The following is a 21712-nucleotide window of genomic DNA, read 5'->3' on the forward strand; positions in this document are numbered from 1 at the left end:
GGATCAAAAGAAATCCAATTGATACCTTTTCGCTGCTCATTACAAACTTTCAATTTTTTGCTACTTGAGCATTCACGAGTAGAATGGTTAGATATTCAAAATTTGAAATCTTTAGATTGGGCAGAGGCAGATATCCCTATTGTAAATTATTATTGTAAAAATTATAAATGAGTTTTGAAACCGGTCTTTACGAACAATTAATCACCAAATTAGTGTCCAATAAACTTGAGGATGTTGATTTACAAAAGTTCCACGTCAGTGAATCAGCTTTAGATAAAGAAGAAGCTGCTCAGTACTTAAGCATTTATTTGGCTGAAACCATCAAGTTTGCACTAAATGAAATCAAAGACAAAGACCGCCCTCTAAAACAGATTGAACTATCCAACAAAATTATTAGCTTACTAGTTGAAGAGTTCAAAAATGTTGAATTTTCAGATAATTTAATTGAAAATGAAGGGAGGATTTTACAAGCTGTATTTTTAAAACTAGATTTTCCCTATTCCAATCTGGAAGCGAGGTTGAAAGAAATTACACCTTACACCCGGTTAAGCCAAAGTGAACTTTTTACAGGAAATAATGTTGGAATTTCTTTGGAGAGTGAAATTAAAAAGGAAATTCTTTCTGCTGACGAAATTTGCTGGCTGGTCTCTTTCATTAAATTTTCAGGTATAAGAATATTTAAAAAGGAACTTGAAGAATTTACAAGAAGTGGTAAAAAACTAAAAATTATTACAACTTCATATATGGGAGCTACAGATGTAAAAGCCGTAGAATATCTCTCTTCCTTACCAAATACTGAAATAAAGGTTTCTTATAATTCAGAGCATGAAAGGTTGCACGCCAAAGCATATTTATTTTTGCGAAATTCGGGTTTTCATACCGGTTATATCGGGTCTTCTAACCTTTCACGTTCTGCACTTACCAATGGTTTAGAATGGAACCTTAAAGTTACCACTCAGGAAATTGGACATATCATCGATAAATTTCAAAAAACCTTTGAAACATATTGGGAAGATCCAGAGTTTGAAAACTACAAATATCAAACTGATCGTACAAAATTAAGTAAGGCTCTCAACAGAGAAAACACCTATAACACAAATCAAATTAGCACTTTCTTTGATCTTAAGCCTTATCCATATCAGAAAGAAATTTTATCAAAATTACAGGCAGAAAGAGAAATTCATAATAGAAATAGGAACTTATTAGTCGCGGCTACAGGAACCGGAAAAACTGTGATTTCTGCCTTCGATTTTAAAAGGTTTAAAGACAAAGAACCAAATGCAAATTTCTTATTTGTAGCACACCGAAAAGAAATTCTTCAACAAGCCCAAGCAACTTTTCAACACGTGCTAAAAGATGCCAATTTCGGAGAATTATGGGTAGATGGTTATGAGCCCGAACGTTATAACCACCTTTTTGCTTCGGTCCAGACATTACATAGCCGTTTGGAAAACCTTGATTTAGCTGAAGGTTTTTTTGATTATATAATTGTAGATGAAGTTCATCATATAAAAGCAAACAGCTACCGTCCAATACTTCATCGTTTTAAACCTGAAATCTTACTAGGACTTACCGCAACTCCCGAGAGAATGGATGGTGGAGATATTGCAGACGATTTTCATAATAAAATAGCAGCCGAAATAAGATTACCTGAAGCATTAAATAGAAAGCTGCTTAGCCCTTTTCAATACTTTGCTCTTTCTGATACAGTTGATTTAAGTAATGTAAAATGGAACGGCAAGTATGAAATTAGAGAACTCACTAAATTATACACCGAAGATGACCACCGAGTTGCTGATATTATTAAAAACTGCGAAGAATATTTAACCGATATAAATGATGTGCAAGCTTTGGGATTTTGCGTAAGCCAGGAACACGCAAAATTTATGGCAGAAAAATTTACACTCGCCAATCTTAAAGCGGATTATTTGGTTAGTGGTAATAGTAGTTCAAGAGATGTAATTCGGAATAAACTACTTCGAAAGGAGATAAATTATCTATTTGTGGTTGATATTTTTAACGAGGGAGTTGATATTCCTAATATTGACACAGTTCTCTTTCTGAGGCCTACTGAAAGTTTAACCGTATTTCTACAGCAATTAGGTCGTGGACTTCGACTTGCTAAAAACAAAGACTGCTTAACAGTTCTCGATTTCGTTGGAAATGCAAGGCCGGAATACGATTTTGAGCATAAATTCCGAGCTTTGGTTGGAAAAACTCACACCTCAATAACCAAGGAAATTGAAGACGAGTTTCCACATTTACCGCTTGGATGTTCTATCGTTCTGGAGAAAAAGGCAAAAGAAGTAATTCTAAAAAATATTCGTGAAGCAACGGAATTTAGAAGACCTCAACTTCTTCAGAAAATAAAAGCATTTAAACATCATTCTACGCTACCGCTTACTTTAAATAACTTCCTGGAATTTCATCACTTAGATATTCGTCAAATTTACAGGAAAGGAAGCTGGAAACGTTTATGTTCAGACGCCGGGGTAATTCCTGATTTTAAAGAGCCACAGGAAAAAGAGTTTACTGCGTGTATGCAAAGAAAATTGATAAATTGTAATTCTTTAAGTTACTTTAGATTTATTCAAGAATTAATCAGGGATGATTTAAACTTAAGACTGCTCTCAAAAGAGCAGGAAATGTTTCTTCTTATGTTTCATTACGATCTATGGCAAGAAAGTGGAACAAAATTAAAATTCACAGATCTTACAATCAGTATTGAAATTTTAAAAAAGAATAAAATTATGCTGCAGGAGTTAAAAGAATATCTTGAGCATTTAATTGAAAAAATAGAATTTGTAGAAAAAAATATTGATTTAAAATTTCCATTCGCATTAAAACTACACAGTAGATATAATCGGGAAGAAATTTTAGCTTCTTTAGGATTGAGTACCTTTCAGAAAAAATCATCAAATCGTGAAGGTGTAGCTCAAAACAAGGAATTGAATATTGAAGCACTCTTTGTAACCCTTAAGAAAACTGAAAAAGAATATTCCCCTACTACTATGTATGAAGATTATGCATTAAATAAAAAACTTTTTCACTGGCAATCCCAAAACAGTACTGCGCCAGATTCTCCAAAAGGTGAGTCCTATATTAAACATCGCGAAAAAGATAAAAAAATACTCTTGTTTGTTAGAGAGCAAAATGTAGATGAATACGGTTTTACAATGTCTTACACCTTTTTAGGCGAAGCCGATTTCGTGAAATCGAAAGGAGCTAAACCAATGAACGTTGAATGGAGATTGCACGAAGAAATGCCGTCTTATATTTTAAAGGAAAGTCAGAAATTAGCTGTTGGTTAAAAATATGTTAGAAGAGTTAATCTTTAAATATTCGAACTATTTCAAGAAACTTAACCGGGGTTTTAATAAAAAACTTGGCAGGGCTCCTCATAAACCTATACTTCTACTTTCCATAATTCAATTAATTGCTAAAGGAAAAATAATCTCAAATCGAATTTTCATTACATCAGAAATTCTTCTGGCATTTAAGCAAAATTGGGAGCAATTGGTACACACCGATCATTCTCGAAATTTTGCACTACCGTGTTTTCATATGAGATCAGAACCCTTCTGGTATTTAGTAGCAAAACCTGGAAAAAGAATAGAAACAACCCGTTCTAAAAGTATAAAAAGCTTTAATAATTTAAATGAATCTATTGCCTTTGCTGAAATTGACAAGGAGTTATTTTTATTACTTCAGCAGCCCGAAAATCAGTTATGGTTTGAACAGCTTTTAATCGAATCTTATTTCCCAGATTTCAAGGTTAATTATTTAAGACCAGATAGTTATTACGAAGAAGATAAAATTGAAAATGAAATTCTAAATGAGCCCAGTGAACTTTATCAGAATCACATTCAGCAGTTAAAAGAAACTTTAGAAGAAAATGAGTTCGAAGAAGAAATATTTGTCCGTGGAGGTTTATTTAAAAGAACAGTTCCTAAAATTTACGATTACACTTGTTGTATTTCAGGTTTAAAAATAAATTCAGCTCATAATATCCAAATGGTAGATGCCTGCCATATTTATCCCTTCAGTATTTCAAATGACGATACTGTAACAAATGGTATAGCTTTATCACCAACGCTTCACCGTGCTTTTGATCGAGGTTTAATAACAATTAATTCAGATTTCTTAGTTAGAATTTCTCCAACAATAAAAGAAGAAAACTCTAGTTTTCCACTCTCAGCATTTGATGGTAAGCAGATTTTATTACCCGAAAAAGAAGAATGGTTTCCATCTCAAGAAGCTCTAAAATGGCATAACAAGGAAGTCTTTATGCTGTAAAATATCATAAATAAAAACCCTCGCGTTAGGGATTGCAGTGGAAATCCTTTTTGCGAGGTACGAGCAAAAAAATTGCAGCGGAAAGCCCGACCTTATAGGCCCAAATAATCTTTCTAATTCACAAAAACCTTCACCAATGTTTAACGGCTAAAATCCTGTATTTTTATAAATTTGGAGTCAACTATCTCGCAGCAGGCTCACGAGTCATTCGTAGTGAAAAATTGTTTAATTTTTAAATCTCGATTATTGAGTAAAAATGAAAATCGCTGAAAAATTTGAATTGAATGAGCGCCAGCAAGACCGGGTGATTGCGATGGCCTGGGAAGATCGTACGCCTTTTGAAGCTATTGAGTTTCAGTTTGGCCTTACTGAAAAAGACGTGATTAAATTTATGCAGGAGCAAATGCACCCGAGAAACTGGAGAAAATGGCGCGCCAGGGTTCAGGGTAGAAAGACCAAACACGCAAAATTAAGGGATAATGAGATCTCGAGGTTTAAGTCTTCGGCACAACGCCAAATTACCGGGAATCGAATTTCAAAGAAAAAATATTAAGCTTTTTAAAAGCACTGGAAATCAATTAATTTTGGTCTAAACTTCAGTTTAACACTTCTTTTCCTTATCTTATACTTCCAAAAAACTCAGAAAATGGAAGGTTCCCGTAAACATCCCAAGCTTGTAAAAGCCTTTAGCGGCAGTTTTCTGTGGCAAAATACCGGAGGAATTATTATAGATTATAACGGGCGTTTGCTTAATTCAGCGAATTACCAATACAGGACTTCCGGCGGGAAATTCATAAAAATAAGGTTTAAGAAAAAACTGAATTCGGCTAAAAAACTACCCAAGTTTAGCTGCGACTGGAAGATGATGACGAATGTGAATTGTTCGTTGAATTGAGAGCAACTTACGCAAAAGAATCTTTTGTAAACCTTTAGAACAACCGAGAAATTATTGACATGTTAGATGCTGAAACAAGTTCGGGGTGACGCTAAACTCTTCATCCTAATCCCCTAATAAAAAATCCCACTCGTTAAATTCCTGTTATTTCAAACTTCTTTAACGCCTTAAACTTCCAATTACTCCCAACTTGCAAACCAACCACTAAACAAACAACATGGATTTAAATGATAAAGTAGCCGTAGTAACCGGCGCAAGTAGCGGAATTGGAAAATCTATTGCCGAAGAACTTTCTAAAAAAGGCTGTAAAGTGACTTTAGCTAGCCGAAGCCTGGATAAGTTGAAAGATATAGGAAAAGGTCTTAGTGATAGTTTTGAAGTTGAAATGGACGTTACCAGCGATAAAAGTGTTACTGAAGCTTTTGAGAAAATACACGATAGATTTGGGCAGATAGATATCCTTGTAAATTCTGCCGGAGTGATGCCGCTCACCTATCTTAAAAACCGAAAGCTAGAAGACTGGCTGCAAACTATAGAAGTAAACGTTAAGGGGACACTGCGCTGTATCCACGCCGCGCTACCTATGATGAAGAAGCAAAAAAGCGGACATATTATAAACATTGCCTCTGTAGACGGAAAAGAGATCTTTGAAGGCGGCGCTGTTTACGGTGCTTCTAAAGCTGCGGTGATAGAACTTTCCAGGGCAATGCGTATGGAACTTTCTCCCGACTTTAATATCAGAGTAACCTCTATTGAACCGGGAACTGTAGAAACCGATCTTAGGGAAGACATCACGGACGAGGAATTGCTGGAAGACAAAGATTATGGCAACGGCGAGCCTAAATTAGCTCCGAAGAATATAGCTGATGCCGTGCTTTACGCCACTACACAACCAGATAGTGTAAATGTAAATGAGTTGCTTATAAAACCTACTGCGAAGAGTTAGAAACCTAACCTGCGACTTATTCAAAACCACCAAAAAGCTCCTCCCCTGATTTCCAAGGGGAGGTGGCCGCAGGCCGGAGGGGTTTCTGCTATAACAATTTCAATCTCATAATTGAAAATTCTTACTTAGAACTTTATTAAAACAATTTACCAAGAAAATTCTTCGAATTTGAGAAGAGCGAAAATCACAATTATTTTCTTTTCAGCATCTATCCGGAAAATGATTCCATATCCTTTGAAAATCATTTCCCGGATAGTTTCATTTTAAAAATATATTGATTGACGAAAAGAGTAAGGATGGCTGAAATTTTTCGAATTTCAGTTAATAAGTCGGTTTTAAATTTTCTGGCTGCTCCGGGTTTATCCTTCGCAATATATCTTACCTGCCGCTCAAGGTTATTTCTGAATTTAAGATAATTTAATCTTCATATTCATTTATTACTTTTTCCAGATAGCTATCATATTCATCGATATCCATTAAATCAGAATTCCCTTTTTAATTGCTTCCAGCTCCTTTTCAAGTTCTGCTTTTTGTTTTTTGAAATCGGTTTTTGAAATAATTTCCAGTTCGTTTTTGCTAAATTTTTCCAAAAATTGCATTAGGTCTTTATAGGCTTCCTCGTGCTACCTTTTTAAGTGTATATTTTCCATCTCACCAAGCTTTCTATTAAAGATACGAAAATCCCCTACAAAACCTCTTTCTGGTTTTTGGCGTAATTACGCCATTTCTCGATGCAAGCCTGGATATCTTCGGGGATCTCGGTGTTGAAACTCATCGATTCTCCGGTTTTTGGGTGGATGAATCCAAGCGTTTTGGCGTGAAGTGCCTGGCGGGGTAATATCTTAAAACAATTATCTACAAATTGTTTGTACTTACTAAAAGTGGTTCCTTTAAGAATTTTTTCACCTCCATAACGCTCGTCGTTAAACAACGTATGACCAATATGCTTCATATGAACCCGAATCTGGTGTGTTCTACCGGTTTCAAGTTTGCAGGAAACCAGGGTTACATAACCAAAGCGCTCTAAAACTTTATAATGAGTAACGGCGGCTTTTCCTTTTTCGGCTTCATCGCCTTCATAAACCGTGTTTTGTAAGCGGTTTTTAGGATGTCGGCCAATGTTACCTTCTACCCTGCCCTCATCGTCTTCAACATTTCCCCAGACTAAAGCCACATATTCCCGTTCGCTGGTTTTGTCGAAAAACTGTTTAGAAAGATGCGCCATCGCTTCTTCGGTTTTGGCGACAACTAATAGTCCGCTGGTATCTTTGTCAATTCTATGCACTAACCCCGGTCGGTCGCTGGAATTATTCGGAAGGTTTTCAAAATGATAAACCAGGGCATTAATCAGGGTGCCACTGTAATTTCCGTGTCCGGGATGCACTACCATTCCGGCAGGTTTATTCACCACTAGCAAAGTATCGTCTTCATAAACAATATCTAACGGAATATTTTCTGGAGTAAGCAAAAACTCATACGGCGGATGCTCAAACATTACCTGCACCACATCCCCGGCCTTTACTTTATAATTTTGTTTTACCTGTTCTTCGTTAACATAAATATTACCAGTTTTGGCGGCTTTTTGGATTTTATTACGCGTAGCGTTTTCAATAAAATTCATTAAGAATTTATCTACCCGTAACGGACTCTGGCCGGGACCAGCCTCAAATTTATGATGTTCGTATAAAGTTTCGTCCTGTTCTTCTATTTCGTGTTGCTCGTCTTCCTTCATTAAAATTCTATTTCCTCCTCTTCAGGAATTATACTGTCCTGCTCTTCTTCACCTTCCATTCTATATTTTCCCGAACCATCGCCTAAAACAAGATCAATTTTAGAAGTTTTCATCAGCTCATCTCCCGGTTCCAGTTTTTTACCTTTATACCTTAACTCCAATACCGCGTCTTCGGCAATATCGGGTTTATAACTTACGTCACCTATTTCAAAACCTAAAGATCGTAAGGTTGGTTCGGCCTGGCGGCGGGTTCTTCTAATCAGATCTGGGATCATTACTTTTCGGTAACCAGACGGATTCAATGTGAGATAGATCTTTCTGTTTTCCTTTACAAACTGTCCCGGTTCCGGTACTTGTTCTATTACTGAATATCGAGGAAAATCGGGATTAAAATTCGCTGAATCCAGGATCTCAAATCTTAAATCGAGTTCGGCCAATTGATCATCTACCACATCTAAAGACTGTTTAGAGAGGTCTGGAACTGCAATACGCTGATCCTGGTTTGTAGAATAATCCAGCCATTTTAAAGCTAAAAAAGCAAGTACCACAATTACAATAGCAGCAATCACTAATTGAATTAAAAATGTTTTGCTGAAAATAAATTTAAAGAATCCCATACATTTGTTTCTAAGCAGCAAAGATATAAAACCCCTGCTTTTGGTGGCAGATTGTTTGTAGATTTGTTCTACCAGTTATAGGTTCCCGGTTTTGAGTTCTACGAGCGCTTTATATCCGGAACAAATAGCTGAAAACCTGATAACCGAAAACAGATAACTGATAACTGATAACGGAGAAATGAAGAAAAAAATTGCCATTGCCATGGGCGGCTTTTCCAGTGAATACCGGATTTCCATCAATAGCGGAAATATGGTTTATAAACATCTTAACCGTGATTTATATGAACCGTACCGTGTGCATATTTTGCAAAAAGAATGGTTTGTGGTAGCCGATGATGATACTCCCTACCCGATTAATAAAAACGATTTTACGGTAAAAATTGCCGGAAAAACTATTTCTTTCGATTGTGTTTTCAATACCATTCACGGTACTCCGGGCGAGAACGGGCTTTTACAGGCTTACCTGGAACTGGTGGGAATTCCGCAAACTACCTGTGGTTATTACCAGGCGGCTCTAACCTTTAATAAACGTGACCTGATAAGCGTTTTAAAACCTTACGGAATTAAAACTGCGGTAAATTATTTCCTAAATAAAGAGGATAAAGTTAATGCGGAAGAAATTATTGCGAAGGTCGGGTTACCTTGTTTTGTAAAGGCCAATCGTGCCGGCAGTAGTTTTGGAATTACAAAAGTGAAAACTGAAGAAGAGCTTATTCCTGCTACAAAAACCGCTTTTAAAGAAGATGATGAAGTAATTATTGAATCTTTCCTGGACGGCACCGAGGTATCTGTTGGCGTGATTACCTATAAAGGAAAAGTAAAGGCCTTACCGGTTACCGAGATTATTTCTGAAAATGAATTCTTTGATTACGAAGCTAAATATTTAGGAAAATCCCAGGAGATCACCCCTGCGAATATTTCTGAAAAGAAAACCAAACAGGTACAGGAAATCGCTAAACTGATTTATAAAAAACTCAAAATGCGCGGCTTTACCCGTTCGGAATTTATTTTCCATAACGGCGAACCACATTTTATTGAAATGAACACCACCCCGGGCTTAAGCCAGGCGAGTATTTTACCGCAACAGGCTGAAGCCGCCGGCATCACTTTAACCGATCTCTACGGAAGTGCGATTGAAACGGCTTTGAAATAGAAAGCCGTTTTTACAGTTATCGTGATTATTAAATATCCCGCTTAATCGCGCGGAATACCCCACCTATTCCAATGTTAAAGTAATGTATATTTCCTTCATAGCCGGGATAACTACCCATTTGCGGCATAGTATAGCCATATCGACAACGCAAAAACCAGTATGTTTTATTATTCGGAAAGATAGCGCCCGTGTTCCATCCCAACTTAAAATCTAAATTTGCCCCAAGGGTATAAGCAGTCACAAACCCCACCTGACTGTCTTCAAGTTCGGGGCGATTATTAATATCACTTTCAGTTGGGCTAAATGCTACACCCCCAATACCGGCAAAAGGACTTAATTTCAACTTATTATTATCTACCACACTGTAACCTATAGATGCTTCAGGCAAATATTGAATAAGACGCATATCCTTTTGCCAGCCTACAGCTTCTACTTCCATTTCCTCCAGGGTTTTTGTAAAACCTATATAGTTTCTTAAGTAGAGGCTAAACTTTTTATACTCAACGTCAAAACCGTGTCCTAATGCAAAGCCATTACTGAATTGAGAGGAAAGCGCTCCATTTTGAACTGCGTAGCCCATAAAAAAATCAAATGCAAACCCCCAATTGGAAGCCTCAAATCTAAACCGAATGTTACTTTTAACTAAGTCAGTAAGTTTCCCAGTAGGATGTTTCTCCAGGAACAAATCGGCCATCTTATTTATTTCATCCTGGGTAAGGGTGTTTAAAGGTTGCCCCGAGATCATATAATTTAAATGAAGTAATAAAAAATCCTTTTCTTCTTCATTTAAACCGGAAGTCAATATTTTCTCTTCCAGTTTTTCCAGTTCGTTCCAGGACTTCTCTACCAGTTTATAATAAAGACGGTCTTCCGTCGGAAAGATTTTATCCTCATAATTGGTACTTCCTTTGGTATAGTAATAGTTTACCGAATCTATTACATCATAAAATTCACCGGTCCAGTAAGAAATTAACCACTGCTCGCCCGGCAGCAGCGCGATATAATTTTCAGAATCAACTTCTTTGAGCAAATAATTTCTAACTTCATCTACCTTTTGCAAATCGCCTTCTAAAAAACTATCAGCCAAAAGCAGTCTCCCTTTTGATATTATTTGAGTTTGAGAATTGGTATAACTCAATATTTCATTTTCAATATTATCTTTATTTTGCGCTGAAATTAAAGAGATAACTAAAAAAAATAACAAAACAAACAGTCTATTTTTCATATATAATGTTAATGCGCAAAAATATAATTTCCAGGAAATTTTTGATATTTTTCCAGCTAAATTTTTAAGCCGTTTTTAAAATTTTTCTTTGCACAGCTAAAGGCTTATATTTACTGGGAAGTTTGATAGGTTTACTTCAACAAATAATATTCAGAAAGCTGAGATTGGGAGAAAGAAGTAAATTGATTTCCGTCTGAGCGGAAATGACGAAATTGAGTTTATGTTTTCCCATCTTCACGGGAAAGACAAAATTATTTATGATGAGAAAAGCAGTATTTCCCGGGTCTTTTGATCCTATTACTTTAGGCCATACCGATATCATTGAAAGGGCGCTGCCGCTATTTGATGAGATTATTTTGGCTATTGGTACGAATTCCGATAAAAAATATATGTTCCCGCTGGAAGAACGACTTCATTTTCTAAAAGAGACTTTTAAAAATGAACCCAAAATAAGCGTAACCACTTACAAAGGACTTACCGTTGATTTCTGTAAGGAACAAAACGCCGCTTTCCTCCTACGCGGATTGCGAAATGCGCAGGACCTGGAATTTGAAAAAGCCATTGGACAAACCAATTACAAAATGAGTGGAATAGACACTTTGTTTTTTATCACTTCTTCCGGAAAAAGTCATATTTCCTCAACCGTGGTTCGGGATGTGATTCGCAATAATGGAGACTATGAGTTTATGGTGCCTAATGTGGTGAGGAAGTAAAGCCCCTAACCCTCAAAGGGGGATTTAAGATCTTAGAAAAGATTGCCGCGCTCGTTCCTAGCTCGCGATGACGTTTACTTCTCGATACTTCCTCCTCCCGTCAGAAACTCGAAGTGACTAGAAACACCAAACAACAAACCCCTGCCTACTGAGACTGCCAGCTGCTAACTGAATCACTACTCACTGGAACACTGCATACTGAAAAACCTATCTTTTAATAATCGCGCGTTTTACTAATACGCCTTCGTTGGTGAAGATTTGCAGGGTGTAGACCGATTCTTCCACGCCCTGGATGGTCATTCTGTAGAAGCGGGCGTTGGCGTTGTATTCTTGCTGCATAATGTACCTCCCGCGGGAATCAAAAACCTTAACCTGCTCAATAAACATTCCTTCGGGGGTGGCAATGGTGAAAATCCCGTTGTTGGGATTTGGGTATAGGAATAAATATTCATTTCCTCCCGACTCAGGAAAATCACAGGATTCCCCGCTTATTCTTACCTGGATATTTTGATCGGTTCTGTTTCCGTTTACGTCTTCAACCTCAACATTTATTGAATTCATCCCAACATATTTACAGGTGAAAACCGACTTGCTAAAACGGTAAATCAGTTCTTCGCTGCAATTATCTTCGGCTAAAATATCGGTTTCTTCCAGGTAGGCGAAACCTTCGGGGTTTAGGGTAAGCTCTACCAGGTTTGTATTAATCTCCGGTGGAAGTTCATCCCGAACATCTACTTTTATCATACAACTGCCGGTTTCATCTCCTGAATAATCTAACTGAATAATTGCCGTTCCTACATCTTCACAAGTGAAATTTAACTGACTTGCTTCCAGGTTAATTTCGCTGGCGTCTCCGGTGTATAGATCCTGAAGGTTGAGATTGGCTTGGCCGTTTTCATCAAGAAAAACTTCAATATTTTCCCGGCATTCAAATTCTCCTGAAGCTTCGCCTCGCACTTCTACCGTGGTCTCACAGGAATCTATATTCCCGGCATCATCCCGAACAGTTAAAGTTACCGGCACATCGCCAATATCGGTGGTGGTGAATTCTGTCTGACTTAAAGCCATAGAAACTATTCCGCAGTTATCGGTTGAATTATCGTCCAGGTCTTCGGGATTTATGGTGGCGGTACCGTTGTTGTCTAAATTAACCACATAGCCGGAAACGCAATTTGCAACCGGAGCTTCATCATCTACCAGGTTTACCATAAAATAGCAGTCATCTGTTTCGCCGTCAAGGCTGGCAGTGAGTTGTATTTGGGTGCTTTCGGTTAGTATGGTGCCTGCCGGTGGCGTTTGCGTGATCTCGGCACCGGGAAAATTAACTTCGGCAGTCCCGGTATAATCGGGTAGCCAAAAACTGCAATTATCATCCGGGCTTACATTTTTATCTATTTGGCAGGTGATATTTAACACATCACTTTCGGTTAATTCCAACTCAAAAGTACAGCTGGCATCCAGGCCGCCTTCATCTTCCACAAAAAGATTAACCGTGGTGTTATTATAAATTATCTCCCCGGCAGCGGGTTCCTGGCGGAAACTCACTTCGCCGCAATTATCGGAAATCCCAGCCATATTTTCGTAATTGGGAACTTCAAAACCGGTATCGGGATCAAAGCTTTCTAACTGATCGTTAGGGCAGGAAATTGTGGGCGGAATTAAATCTACAATACCTACCGAAAATTCACATTCTCCAACAAATTCGTCTGTATCAGCATCCCTGATTTCCACAGTTATTAAATAAGTCTCCTCGGTTAGCTCCTCGTAAGTTTGCGTGATTGCCGGGTTAAAATGTTCGGTTTCAATTAAGCGGGTATAATCGGGAATATTAAGCTCACAATCTTCATCCAGCCTAATATTAGGGATATCTTCTTCCTCAATACAGCGGTAAACACGATCTGTATCTTCTGGGAGAATTTCTATGGTAGTTGAACATTCATCGGTATTTCCGGCAGTATCTTCTACATTCAGAATAATATTTTTTATTCCGGGAGTTGTAAAAGTATCTACGGAAAGCGTCCTGGTAATGTCACAATTATCCTCGGAATTTAAATCTATGGCCGATGCTGATATTGTTACACTTCCATTTTCTAACCGGAATTCCCGTCCCGGTGCTACACAATTTGCTTCGGGAGCAATATCATCTAATACCAAAACTTCGGTAACACAAGTATCGCTTAAGCCTGTATCAGGATCTGTAGCGGTTAAAATCACGGTATTTTCGCCAAGATTGGAACAATCAAAGTTTTCTATATCTGTACTTAATTCCAAATTGCCAAGTTCGCCAGCAAAAATATCTTCTGGATCTAAAGTGGCCTGCCCATTTTCATCGAGAAAAAGCTCGTGGTTTACACAATCTATTTCGGGTGCGTTGGGATCGTTTTCTTCTAAAATTATAGTGATTTGGCAGGTTTCTTCATTATCGTTAGAATCGGTAGCGGTTAAATTTATTGTATAAGTTTCTGCGGAATCTAATATTGTTCCCGCAGCAATATCCTGCACCAGTTCTAAATCTTCTATATTATCACAATTATCTGAAACCCTGTTTTCAAAGAAATTTGGTACTGCGTAGCCTCCTTCTGGAAGATTTGTAGTTATGGGTTCTGCAGGACAAATAATCAATGGAGCTCCCTCATCTACTACGGTAAAACTTACTGAACAGGAATATTGCTCACCAGTTTCCCTATGTGTAGCATTAATAGTACGTGAGTTTGTCCCGATATCGTCACAAGTAAATTGCTGGTTGGTAATTTCAAAATCTAATTTTGAAATATCGCTGGTCACAAATTCTGAAGTTGGGATTTCTGTCACCCCCGAAATCTGGTCATCTTCTCCCAGTCTTATTTTATATTCTTCTACGCATTGGAAATTGAACGGTGCTGATTCTTCTGGTAGAATTTCAATCGTAGTATTACATATTGCTGTATTACCCGCTTCATCCTCTACTGTAAGCGTTATAGTTTTTGTTCCGGAAGTTGTAAAAGTAGTCTGGGAAAGGCTTCGACTGACAATTCCACAATTATCAGAAGAATTTAATTCTATATCTGAAACTGCAATAGTTACACTGCCATTTTCTAACTGAAACTCTTCTCCGGGATCAATACAATTCACCCCAGGATTCTGGTCATCTCTTACCGTAATTAGAGCAGTACAAGTACCGGTTAATTCTGTGTCAGGATCAGTAGCTGTAAGAGTAACTTCATTTTCCCCAATATCTTCACAGGTAAAAATACTTTTATCAATTTTTAACTCTAGATCTTCTTCTCCGTCATAGACTTCTCCTGCTGTAATAGAAGCCTCACCATTATTATCTAAAACCACTTCAAAACTATTACAGGTTGCTTCAGGTGGAGTTTCTTCCTCTCCAGGTAAAATTGTAATGCTAGTGGAACAAGTATCAGTATTTCCCGCAGCATCTGTAACAATTAATTCAATATCATAATCCCTGGCTTCATCAAAAGTATATCGGGATAATTCCAAATCTGCTATTTCACAATTATCCGTAGAACCGCCATCTATCTCCTCGGCTGATATGGTAACTTCTCCATTCGCCAAAGTTAATTCTAAACCATTTTCACAAACTGCAATTGGGTTTTCAGTGTCATAGGAAGGTATTCTATTATATACTTCAATATCAAAATCAAAATTAATATCGATAGGAAAAATGCTATTTATAAAAATATTGCTGTTATTTATAAAAAAGTTTTGTTCACAGGTCATATTACTAGTAACTATATCAACAGGAAAATCCACTTCATCATCTCTAAAAAAATCTCTATATTCTCTGTTACTATCAAAAATCTGTATTATAAAATCTTGTTCCTCAATTCCATCTAATACTCCTACTACTATGGGAAGTAACTGCAAGGGCGCAAGGTCCTCTAGATTTAAGAATTGTCCGAATTCTAATCGCCCAACATAATCCACAACATGAATAAATCCATATTTATCAATTTCTATACTACCTGGAGATTCAACAACTGCTAAAGAATTTTGCTTTATTAAATTATCATCAAAAACTGCTACTTCAGAATTACCATTATTATCGTGACTTATATATATAAAGTTGTTTGAATCTACTGCTAATCTATAAGGTGCATGAACATTTGTAGTGGTATTAATTACGGAACCATCTGATTTATAGATATTTATTCTGCTTTTTTCCTCATTTTCACAACCTGGACCTTCTGGATTATATTCTGCAACATAAATTTGATCATCAGAATTAATAGCAATACCTAATGGCCGATAAAATCCTGTTAGAATTGTTCTATCAGACAGTAAATTTCCTTCTGTATTGAAAACCTTAATTTTACCATTATCTCCACAGCTGCCGCTCTCAAAATAATCAGTTATATGAATTTCCCCACGACTATTTATTTCAATATCCAATGGTGCGTCCAATTCATTTTCAGAAATAAAGTTGGCTTCAGCAATGGTTCCGTCCGGATTAAGTTTTTCTACTCCGCTTCCAAAGGATAAAGTGTAAATAAATCCATCAGAATCTGTCGCAATAGCAATAATAATTTCATCAGTATCAGCTATCGTTGCCGAACCAATATCCTCATCATTCTCATGGTTATAATCAGGAGTAGTATTTTCAGGACCCTGCCCAAACCCAAAAGAAAAATTCAATAAAAAAAAGATTAGAAAAAGCGCAGTAGTAGCACCAAACGGCTGTAGCCGAAAAGTAAAACCGGGTGATGTAAAGTAACTTTGCTTCATAGCCGGATTTTAGCGCCTCCGGCAGTAAAGATAAATATTGTCGCGCGAAAGATTTAAAAATTACGTTAATTATACGGTTTTCCGTAATTAAAACCGGGGCATAAAAATGCCTGGCCAGTAGTGGCCGGGAGAGTTTTGTTAAATTTTTCCGGGTAGGAAAACAATGAGAATGACTTTTTAGGTATTAGTCGTCCTTAAATGTGTCACGCAGGTGCCATCCTGAACCTGCCCGACCGGTGAGGCGGGCTTGTTTCAGGATCTAACATATTAGAACTCCCATCAACTTAGATGCTGAAATAAATTCAGCATGACGTAAGTTCTACAAAACGCTAAAAGGACTAAAATAAAATATTAGCCACTCTCATTATTCCCGGAAACTGAAAATTACCTCGCTTTATGCTTCGGCATTTTCGTTGTTTTTTACTACCAATCTAAATCCTTCGCCGTGAATGTTTAAAATTTCTACATTCTCGTCTTTTTTAAGGTATTTACGCAGTTTGGCGATATATACATCCATACTTCTGGAGGTGAAATAGTTATCGTCTCTCCAGATTTTGGTAAGCGCCAGTTCTCTTGGCATCAGATCGTTCTCATGCAGGGCAAGCAAACGCAACAACTCGTTCTCTTTTGGAGATAGTTTTTGTGGCTCCTCTTCCTTATAAGTTAAAAACCTTAGTTTAGAGTTAAGGTGAAAACCACCAATTTCGAACTCAAATTGCTTGGAGTCTGCCACGCTATCTGTAGCTTTACGCTGCATAATGGCCTTGATCTTCATAAGCAATACTTCGCTGTCAAAAGGTTTGTTTAGGTAATCGTCTGCTCCTACTTTGTAACCTTTAAGCACGTCTTCTTTCATCGCTTTGGCGGTAAGGAAGATAATTGGGATTTCTTCGTTCTTCTCCCTTATCTCTTTAGCCAACGTAAAGCCGTCTTTGTAAGGCATCATTACATCAAGAATACAAAGATCAAAATCGTCCTTTTTAAACTTTTCAAAACCTTCCATTCCATTTTTGGCGTGCGTTACTTCGTAATCGTTCATCGCCAAATAATCTTTTAAGACTGTTCCAAAGTTTGGATCGTCTTCTACTAACAAAATTTTCTTGTCTTCAGTTTCCATATATTTAAGATATTAGAGGTAATTTAATTATAAATGTGCTTCCTTTTCCTTTTTCGCTTTCTACCCAAATTTGCCCGTGGTGGTCTTCAATAATTCTTTTGGCATAGGCTAAACCTAAGCCGTGACCTTTTACGTTGTGGATATCTCCCGTATGTTCGCGATAAAATTTTTCAAATATTTTCTTTTGCACCAACTTAGACATTCCCGATCCCTGGTCGCGAATTTTAAGAATGATGTAGTTCTTTACATTTTCAGTATAAATATCAATCTTAGGCGTCTCTGGTGAGTATTTTACCGCGTTGTCCAGTATGTTCACTATTACATTGGTAAAATGGTCCTGATTGGCCAAAATTGAAGAGCGCAGGGCTCCAAAATGCGTTTGTATATAACCGCCACGATCTTCTACAATTAGTTCTACGTGCGTCATGGCATCTTCTACAATCTCGTTTAGCTGAAGCCTTTCTTTTTTAAGATCCAGCTCGTTTTTATCCAGTTTAGAAATTCGTAAAACATTTTCTACCTGGGCGTGCATTCTCCTGTTTTCGTCACGAATCATCTTAAGATAGCGCTTTTTCTTTTCTTCATCGCTGCTAATCTTAGGATTCTTAATGGCGTCTAAAGCCAGGTTAATGGTGGCAATAGGCGTTTTAAATTCGTGCGTCATATTATTAATAAAGTCGGTTTTTATCTGTGAAATTTGCCGTTGCTTTATCAATTGCGATAAGGCGCTGGAATAAGCGATCACGATAATAAGCGTAAAAATTATAGAAAGTGCGGCCATTAATGTTATAGATGAAAGCACTACTTTTTTCTTTTCGGTAAAATTAACCAGCAGCTGGTAATTGCTATTTCCCATATCGTCTGCAAAAAGCGGAACCCCGTATGTAGCGGGATGGCTTAGCGAAAAATTCTCACTGTGCAGGTTGGTAGAAATACTATTGCTGTAAACGCCATATTCAAACTCTGAATTGATATCGCGGTTGCTCAATTCCTGGGCTAAAAGCCTTTCTATTGTAGCCTCGTTCACTCTTTGGTGCAGCGGAAGCCTGCTGGTATGCTCGGCAATATATTCTTTAAGCAAATTCTTCTCATATTCGTCCATACGAATAATGCGCTCTATTTGCTGCTGAGAACTAAGTCCGCTGCCGTCTATATTATTGCGGTTATTCACAATACTGGTCACCTTTTTATTGATGAGCTTGGTGAACGGTATGCTATCGCGGGCCGATTCTATAAAGCCGGAAGAAACCTTGTAATCTTCTTCCAGAATAGCATCTGAATGAAAGAGGGTTTGGTTTCTTAATTTGTTTTCGTTTACGTAAGAATATTCGGTAATCGTCGCGTTTTGCAACCGACTGTTTGTGCTGTCGGCATCTTTGAATTTCATCCAGTAATCTTCAATTTCCTGGTTTTCAATTTCATTAACCACTCTTAAGAGTACCTGTTTAACATCGTAGGTAAACTGCGCTTCTTTGTCCTCTACGGTACTCTTAATCCAGTATCCCTGCACGAAAATAATACCGATAAGGGAAAGACTCATTAAGATAACGAGAAGTAAAAAAAGCTTTTTATTCATGCTGCCAAAAGTAAGATTTTAACATTTAGTGCTTCAAGCGTTTAACCAAATGTTAACAAAACTTCTGCTAATTTTTACCTCGTTTTAAGATAATCTCGTTTAATTCGTCAACCCGCGATTTGGTAAGGGCTAAATCGTGATTCTCTATTTCAAAATCGGCCAGTTTTTTCTTCCGTTCGTCACTCCATTGTTTGGCCATCCTGGCTTCAATTTCTTCCAGAGAACTATTATCGCGTTGCTGTAATCTTTTTATTTTTTCTTCTTTATCTGCGGTAACTAAAATATTTATATCGCATTTTTTATAACCGCCGGCCTCAAATAAAATTGCGGCTTCATAAATTACATAAACCGAATTTTGTTTGCTCTTCCAGGTCTCAAAATCTTTGGCTACAGCTGGGTGAATTATGCCGTTAAGTGCCTCCAGTTTATCTGATTCATTAAATACTACGGAAGCGATATGTTTGCGATTGGGAGTTTTGCCCGAATAAGCTTCTTTACCAATAAGCGCGGTAACTTTTTCCCTGATTTCTGCTGAAGTTTCCAGGAGGCGTTTTCCGGCATCATCTGCAATATAAACCGGAATGCCTTTTTCTTTAAAAAAGCCTGCCACGGTGGTTTTACCGCTACCAATGCCTCCGGTGAGTCCCACTACCATCATCGTTTTATCACAAATTGAATTTTACGCTCGTTAAGCCGAAGGTTTCTCACCATTAAAGGCGCTTCTGCAATCCTGGCGATAATAAAATCGTCGCCATCATCAATATCATTAAAATCGCAAACCACCCTAAAGTTTTCGGCTTTCACCATTTCGTACTGCTTTAAATTCACCTGGTAATAGACTAAAACTTCCTTCGGAAAAATAGCAATATTGGTACCTTCCGGCTTATTCAGGATTTCTACCGGCACTTGCACGCTGCCTTCAGTAAATTTCTCCACTTTCTGGCTGTAGGTAACCTCGTTGTTGTAAAAACTCAACATCCCCAGGTTGGTAGTATCAATTTTCACCCTGCCAGAAACATCAGCACTAATATTATTGATCTTTAAATAAACTGTATTTAAATTTTGAAGGGTATCGATAATATTTTCGGGTCCGCTTATCTGTACCGAATCGGGTTGCAGGCTTACCGGTTCACTGGCTGAATAGCCTACCGCGTAACCTAAATCTATACGCGGCGTAACCCGTACCCATTTATTCTTTTTAGGCTGAAATTCAACCGAAAGGCTTTCTTGGATAAAACGGGCTTTTTCAAAGTTGATATTCACCTGCTCTTCCAGCACTTCGCGGTTAGCTTCAAAATTATAAACTAACTGGCCATCTTCTTCTGAAGCTTTCCCGAGATCTAACTCCACCTCAGGTTTAAAAATCTGGTAATACCAAATAGCAAAGCCTTTATCCTGAATTCTTAATTGTAAATTATCGGGGCGCTCTTTAGAAATAGTTTTATCTAAAGGCACATTTTCATAAGAAACCGGGATGTCTATTACCTGCGTATATTCTTTAGAGATTTGAACAAAAAACCAGATAAGAGAAGAAAACAACAAGAAAAACCCGAAGCTTTTTAAGCTGGATTTTTTAATGGAAATGCGTTTAAATCTTATGTTTTTAAACATTTTTAAAGAATAAATTCGGGAATTCGTGTTCCGGATCCTGTTTTAAAATATGAATATGCCAAAGTGATTTCATAAAACCGTAACCATACCCAAAAAATTGTACCAAAGTGGCATAAACAGCCAGAAAACCAATCCCTAAACTTTTATTTTTTATAGCAGCATCTATGGCAATAATCACAAAATATAGTACATATAAAAGGAATAACCACCAAATTCCCAGTTTTAAAAGCAAAATACCCAATAAAAAGCCTACACTAAAAACCGCAGGAAACCAATAGGTGATTTTCCCCGAGCCTGGATGCCATTTATTTAGAATTGGGCGTACCATACCAAATTTTTGAACCTGTGTATAGAATTTTGACCAGTCTATGCGGCGTTTATGAAATACCACGGCATCTGGAATTAGACATAATTTATACCCCAGTTTTTTAAGTCGAAGGGAAAGATCGGGATCCTCGCCGGGATGAATTTTCCCGAATCCTCCGGAAGCTTCAAAGGCTTTTTTTGAAATTCCCATATTAAAACTCCTAGGCTGAAAATCATTCGCCGCAGACTTTTTACCCCGAATCCCACCGGTGGTTAAAAAAGAGGTCATGGAATAATCTATGGCTTTCTGAATCTTGCTGAAGGAAGGATGAGAAGCATCTGGTCCACCAAAACAATCGCAATAATCCTGCTGAAGGAATTTATCTACTTCCTGCAAGTAATTTTCCGGTAATAAAACATCAGAATCCAGGATAAGAAAGTAATTGCCTTTGGCTTTTCGCATCCCAAAATTCCGGGAATCTCCTGGACCTGTATTTTTTTTGTAGTAATAACTAATATTGAGTTGCTGCTGGAATTCGGTTGCAATACCTCCTGAAGAAATACTGGAGCCATCTTCTACCAGCACAATCTCAAAATCCCGATCAAACTGAAGTTTGAGCATGCTCTCTAACAACTCCCTCACCTCTCCGGGCCGGTTAAAAACAGGAATTATAAAAGAATATTCCAGGGTCATATTGGGTAGAGATTTTTGAGCTTTTAGTTATTAATTTCTCTAATACTTCACCCTGAACTTGTTTCAGGGTCTATCGTCATTGAATCTATTTTCATGTTAGATTCCC

17 protein-coding genes are annotated in these 21712 nt (G+C 37.5%); 7 read left to right on the forward strand and 10 right to left on the reverse strand.

Going from position 1 to position 21712, the window contains the following annotated elements; genetic code table 11:
• Positions 1–167 precede the first annotated feature (167 nt).
• From B5X53_RS14760 to B5X53_RS14780, 5 genes are all read left to right on the forward strand, one after another.
• Positions 168–3311, forward strand: coding sequence for a DUF3427 domain-containing protein (locus B5X53_RS14760; protein ID WP_079714003.1), 3144 nt, complete (start codon positions 168–170; stop codon positions 3309–3311).
• A 253-nt stretch (positions 3312–3564) separates the two neighbouring features.
• Positions 3565–4296 carry an HNH endonuclease gene (locus B5X53_RS14765; RefSeq protein ID WP_232764075.1) on the forward strand — a complete coding sequence of 244 codons (732 nt, stop codon included), beginning with the start codon at positions 3565–3567 and terminating at the stop codon, positions 4294–4296.
• Positions 4297–4552: 256 nt separating this feature from the next.
• Positions 4553–4849 carry a TIGR03643 family protein gene (locus B5X53_RS14770; protein ID WP_079714005.1) on the forward strand — a complete coding sequence of 99 codons (297 nt, stop codon included), beginning with the start codon at positions 4553–4555 and terminating at the stop codon, positions 4847–4849.
• A 93-nt stretch (positions 4850–4942) separates the two neighbouring features.
• The gene (locus B5X53_RS14775) at positions 4943–5191 is read left to right on the forward strand and encodes a hypothetical protein (protein ID WP_079714006.1); all 249 of its coding nucleotides are present in this window, start codon (positions 4943–4945) and stop codon (positions 5189–5191) included.
• 217 nt (positions 5192–5408) lie between these two features.
• Positions 5409–6137: an SDR family oxidoreductase gene (locus B5X53_RS14780; protein ID WP_079714007.1), complete on the forward strand. Its 729-nt coding sequence runs from the start codon at positions 5409–5411 to the stop codon at positions 6135–6137.
• A gap of 476 nt (positions 6138–6613) precedes the next feature.
• Here B5X53_RS14780 and B5X53_RS19495 read toward each other — a convergent pair whose 3' ends face one another.
• The 3 genes from B5X53_RS19495 to B5X53_RS14790 all read right to left on the reverse strand — a co-directional run bounded on the left by B5X53_RS19495 (position 6614) and on the right by B5X53_RS14790 (position 8486).
• Positions 6614–6736 carry a hypothetical protein gene (locus B5X53_RS19495; protein WP_262507296.1) on the reverse strand — a complete coding sequence of 41 codons (123 nt, stop codon included), beginning with the start codon at positions 6734–6736 and terminating at the stop codon, positions 6614–6616.
• Positions 6737–6822: 86 nt separating this feature from the next.
• A complete protein-coding gene (locus tag B5X53_RS14785; protein ID WP_079714008.1) occupies positions 6823–7869 on the reverse strand; it encodes an RluA family pseudouridine synthase in 1047 nt (348 codons plus the stop codon).
• A complete protein-coding gene (locus B5X53_RS14790; protein WP_079714009.1) occupies positions 7869–8486 on the reverse strand; it encodes a PASTA domain-containing protein in 618 nt (205 codons plus the stop codon). The genes B5X53_RS14785 and B5X53_RS14790 overlap by 1 nt, the downstream gene beginning before the upstream one ends.
• A 178-nt stretch (positions 8487–8664) precedes the next feature.
• On the opposite strand from B5X53_RS14790, the gene B5X53_RS14795 reads away from it, so the two are divergent.
• Complete coding sequence (locus B5X53_RS14795; protein WP_079714010.1) at positions 8665–9639, forward strand: D-alanine--D-alanine ligase; 975 nt, start codon at positions 8665–8667, stop codon at positions 9637–9639.
• 28 nt (positions 9640–9667) lie between these two features.
• Here the strand turns inward: B5X53_RS14795 and B5X53_RS14800 are convergent, their stop codons facing one another.
• Positions 9668–10864, reverse strand: a complete 1197-nt coding sequence (locus B5X53_RS14800) for a hypothetical protein (RefSeq protein WP_079714011.1) — start codon at positions 10862–10864, stop codon at positions 9668–9670.
• 260 nt (positions 10865–11124) lie between these two features.
• Here B5X53_RS14800 and coaD point away from each other — a divergent pair, with 260 nt between their 5' ends.
• Positions 11125–11577 (forward strand): pantetheine-phosphate adenylyltransferase, encoded by a 453-nt coding sequence (gene coaD, locus B5X53_RS14805; RefSeq protein WP_079714012.1) that lies wholly within the window; start codon positions 11125–11127, stop codon positions 11575–11577.
• 207 nt (positions 11578–11784) lie between these two features.
• Here coaD and B5X53_RS14810 read toward each other — a convergent pair whose 3' ends face one another.
• The 6 genes from B5X53_RS14810 to B5X53_RS14835 all read right to left on the reverse strand — a co-directional run bounded on the left by B5X53_RS14810 (position 11785) and on the right by B5X53_RS14835 (position 21606).
• On the reverse strand, positions 11785–16302 hold the full coding sequence (locus B5X53_RS14810) for an HYR domain-containing protein (protein ID WP_079714013.1): 4518 nt from the start codon (positions 16300–16302) through the stop codon (positions 11785–11787).
• Between the two features lie 394 nt (positions 16303–16696).
• Positions 16697–17419: a response regulator transcription factor gene (locus B5X53_RS14815; protein WP_079714014.1), complete on the reverse strand. Its 723-nt coding sequence runs from the start codon at positions 17417–17419 to the stop codon at positions 16697–16699.
• Between the two features lie 4 nt (positions 17420–17423).
• Positions 17424–18995 carry a sensor histidine kinase gene (locus tag B5X53_RS14820; RefSeq protein ID WP_079714015.1) on the reverse strand — a complete coding sequence of 524 codons (1572 nt, stop codon included), beginning with the start codon at positions 18993–18995 and terminating at the stop codon, positions 17424–17426.
• Between the two features lie 67 nt (positions 18996–19062).
• A complete protein-coding gene (gene coaE, locus B5X53_RS14825; RefSeq protein WP_079714016.1) occupies positions 19063–19653 on the reverse strand; it encodes a dephospho-CoA kinase in 591 nt (196 codons plus the stop codon).
• Entirely contained in the window at positions 19650–20606 is a 957-nt protein-coding gene (locus tag B5X53_RS14830) for a CdaR family protein (RefSeq protein ID WP_079714017.1), read from the reverse strand. Before B5X53_RS14830 ends, coaE begins: the two co-directional genes overlap by 4 nt.
• Positions 20599–21606 carry a glycosyltransferase family 2 protein gene (locus B5X53_RS14835; RefSeq protein ID WP_079714018.1) on the reverse strand — a complete coding sequence of 336 codons (1008 nt, stop codon included), beginning with the start codon at positions 21604–21606 and terminating at the stop codon, positions 20599–20601. Before B5X53_RS14835 ends, B5X53_RS14830 begins: the two co-directional genes overlap by 8 nt.
• Positions 21607–21712: the final 106 nt, after the last annotated feature.

Origin of the sequence: Salegentibacter salinarum, from assembly GCF_900168115.1 — a bacterium.
In the GTDB taxonomy this organism is placed as follows: Bacteria; Bacteroidota; Bacteroidia; order Flavobacteriales; family Flavobacteriaceae; genus Salegentibacter; species Salegentibacter salinarum.

Bases quoted from the DNA above. Each gene is read 5' to 3' on its own strand.
- B5X53_RS14790 (WP_079714009.1), bottom strand. From the start codon at position 8,486: ATGGGATTCTTTAAATTTATTTTCAGCAAAACATTTTTAATTCAATTA.
- B5X53_RS14810 (WP_079714013.1), bottom strand. From the start codon at position 16,302: ATGAAGCAAAGTTACTTTACATCACCCGGTTTTACTTTTCGGCTACAG.
- B5X53_RS14795 (WP_079714010.1), top strand. From the start codon at position 8,665: ATGAAGAAAAAAATTGCCATTGCCATGGGCGGCTTTTCCAGTGAATAC.
- B5X53_RS14830 (WP_079714017.1), bottom strand. From the start codon at position 20,606: ATGTTTAAAAACATAAGATTTAAACGCATTTCCATTAAAAAATCCAGC.
- coaE (WP_079714016.1), bottom strand. From the start codon at position 19,653: ATGATGGTAGTGGGACTCACCGGAGGCATTGGTAGCGGTAAAACCACC.
- B5X53_RS14835 (WP_079714018.1), bottom strand. From the start codon at position 21,606: ATGACCCTGGAATATTCTTTTATAATTCCTGTTTTTAACCGGCCCGGA.
- B5X53_RS14820 (WP_079714015.1), bottom strand. From the start codon at position 18,995: ATGAATAAAAAGCTTTTTTTACTTCTCGTTATCTTAATGAGTCTTTCC.
- B5X53_RS14785 (WP_079714008.1), bottom strand. From the start codon at position 7,869: ATGAAGGAAGACGAGCAACACGAAATAGAAGAACAGGACGAAACTTTA.
- coaD (WP_079714012.1), top strand. From the start codon at position 11,125: ATGAGAAAAGCAGTATTTCCCGGGTCTTTTGATCCTATTACTTTAGGC.
- B5X53_RS14765 (WP_232764075.1), top strand. From the start codon at position 3,565: ATGAGATCAGAACCCTTCTGGTATTTAGTAGCAAAACCTGGAAAAAGA.
- B5X53_RS14780 (WP_079714007.1), top strand. From the start codon at position 5,409: ATGGATTTAAATGATAAAGTAGCCGTAGTAACCGGCGCAAGTAGCGGA.
- B5X53_RS14770 (WP_079714005.1), top strand. From the start codon at position 4,553: ATGAAAATCGCTGAAAAATTTGAATTGAATGAGCGCCAGCAAGACCGG.
- B5X53_RS14800 (WP_079714011.1), bottom strand. From the start codon at position 10,864: ATGAAAAATAGACTGTTTGTTTTGTTATTTTTTTTAGTTATCTCTTTA.
- B5X53_RS14775 (WP_079714006.1), top strand. From the start codon at position 4,943: ATGGAAGGTTCCCGTAAACATCCCAAGCTTGTAAAAGCCTTTAGCGGC.
- B5X53_RS14815 (WP_079714014.1), bottom strand. From the start codon at position 17,419: ATGGAAACTGAAGACAAGAAAATTTTGTTAGTAGAAGACGATCCAAAC.
- B5X53_RS14760 (WP_079714003.1), top strand. From the start codon at position 168: ATGAGTTTTGAAACCGGTCTTTACGAACAATTAATCACCAAATTAGTG.
- B5X53_RS19495 (WP_262507296.1), bottom strand. From the start codon at position 6,736: ATGCAATTTTTGGAAAAATTTAGCAAAAACGAACTGGAAATTATTTCA.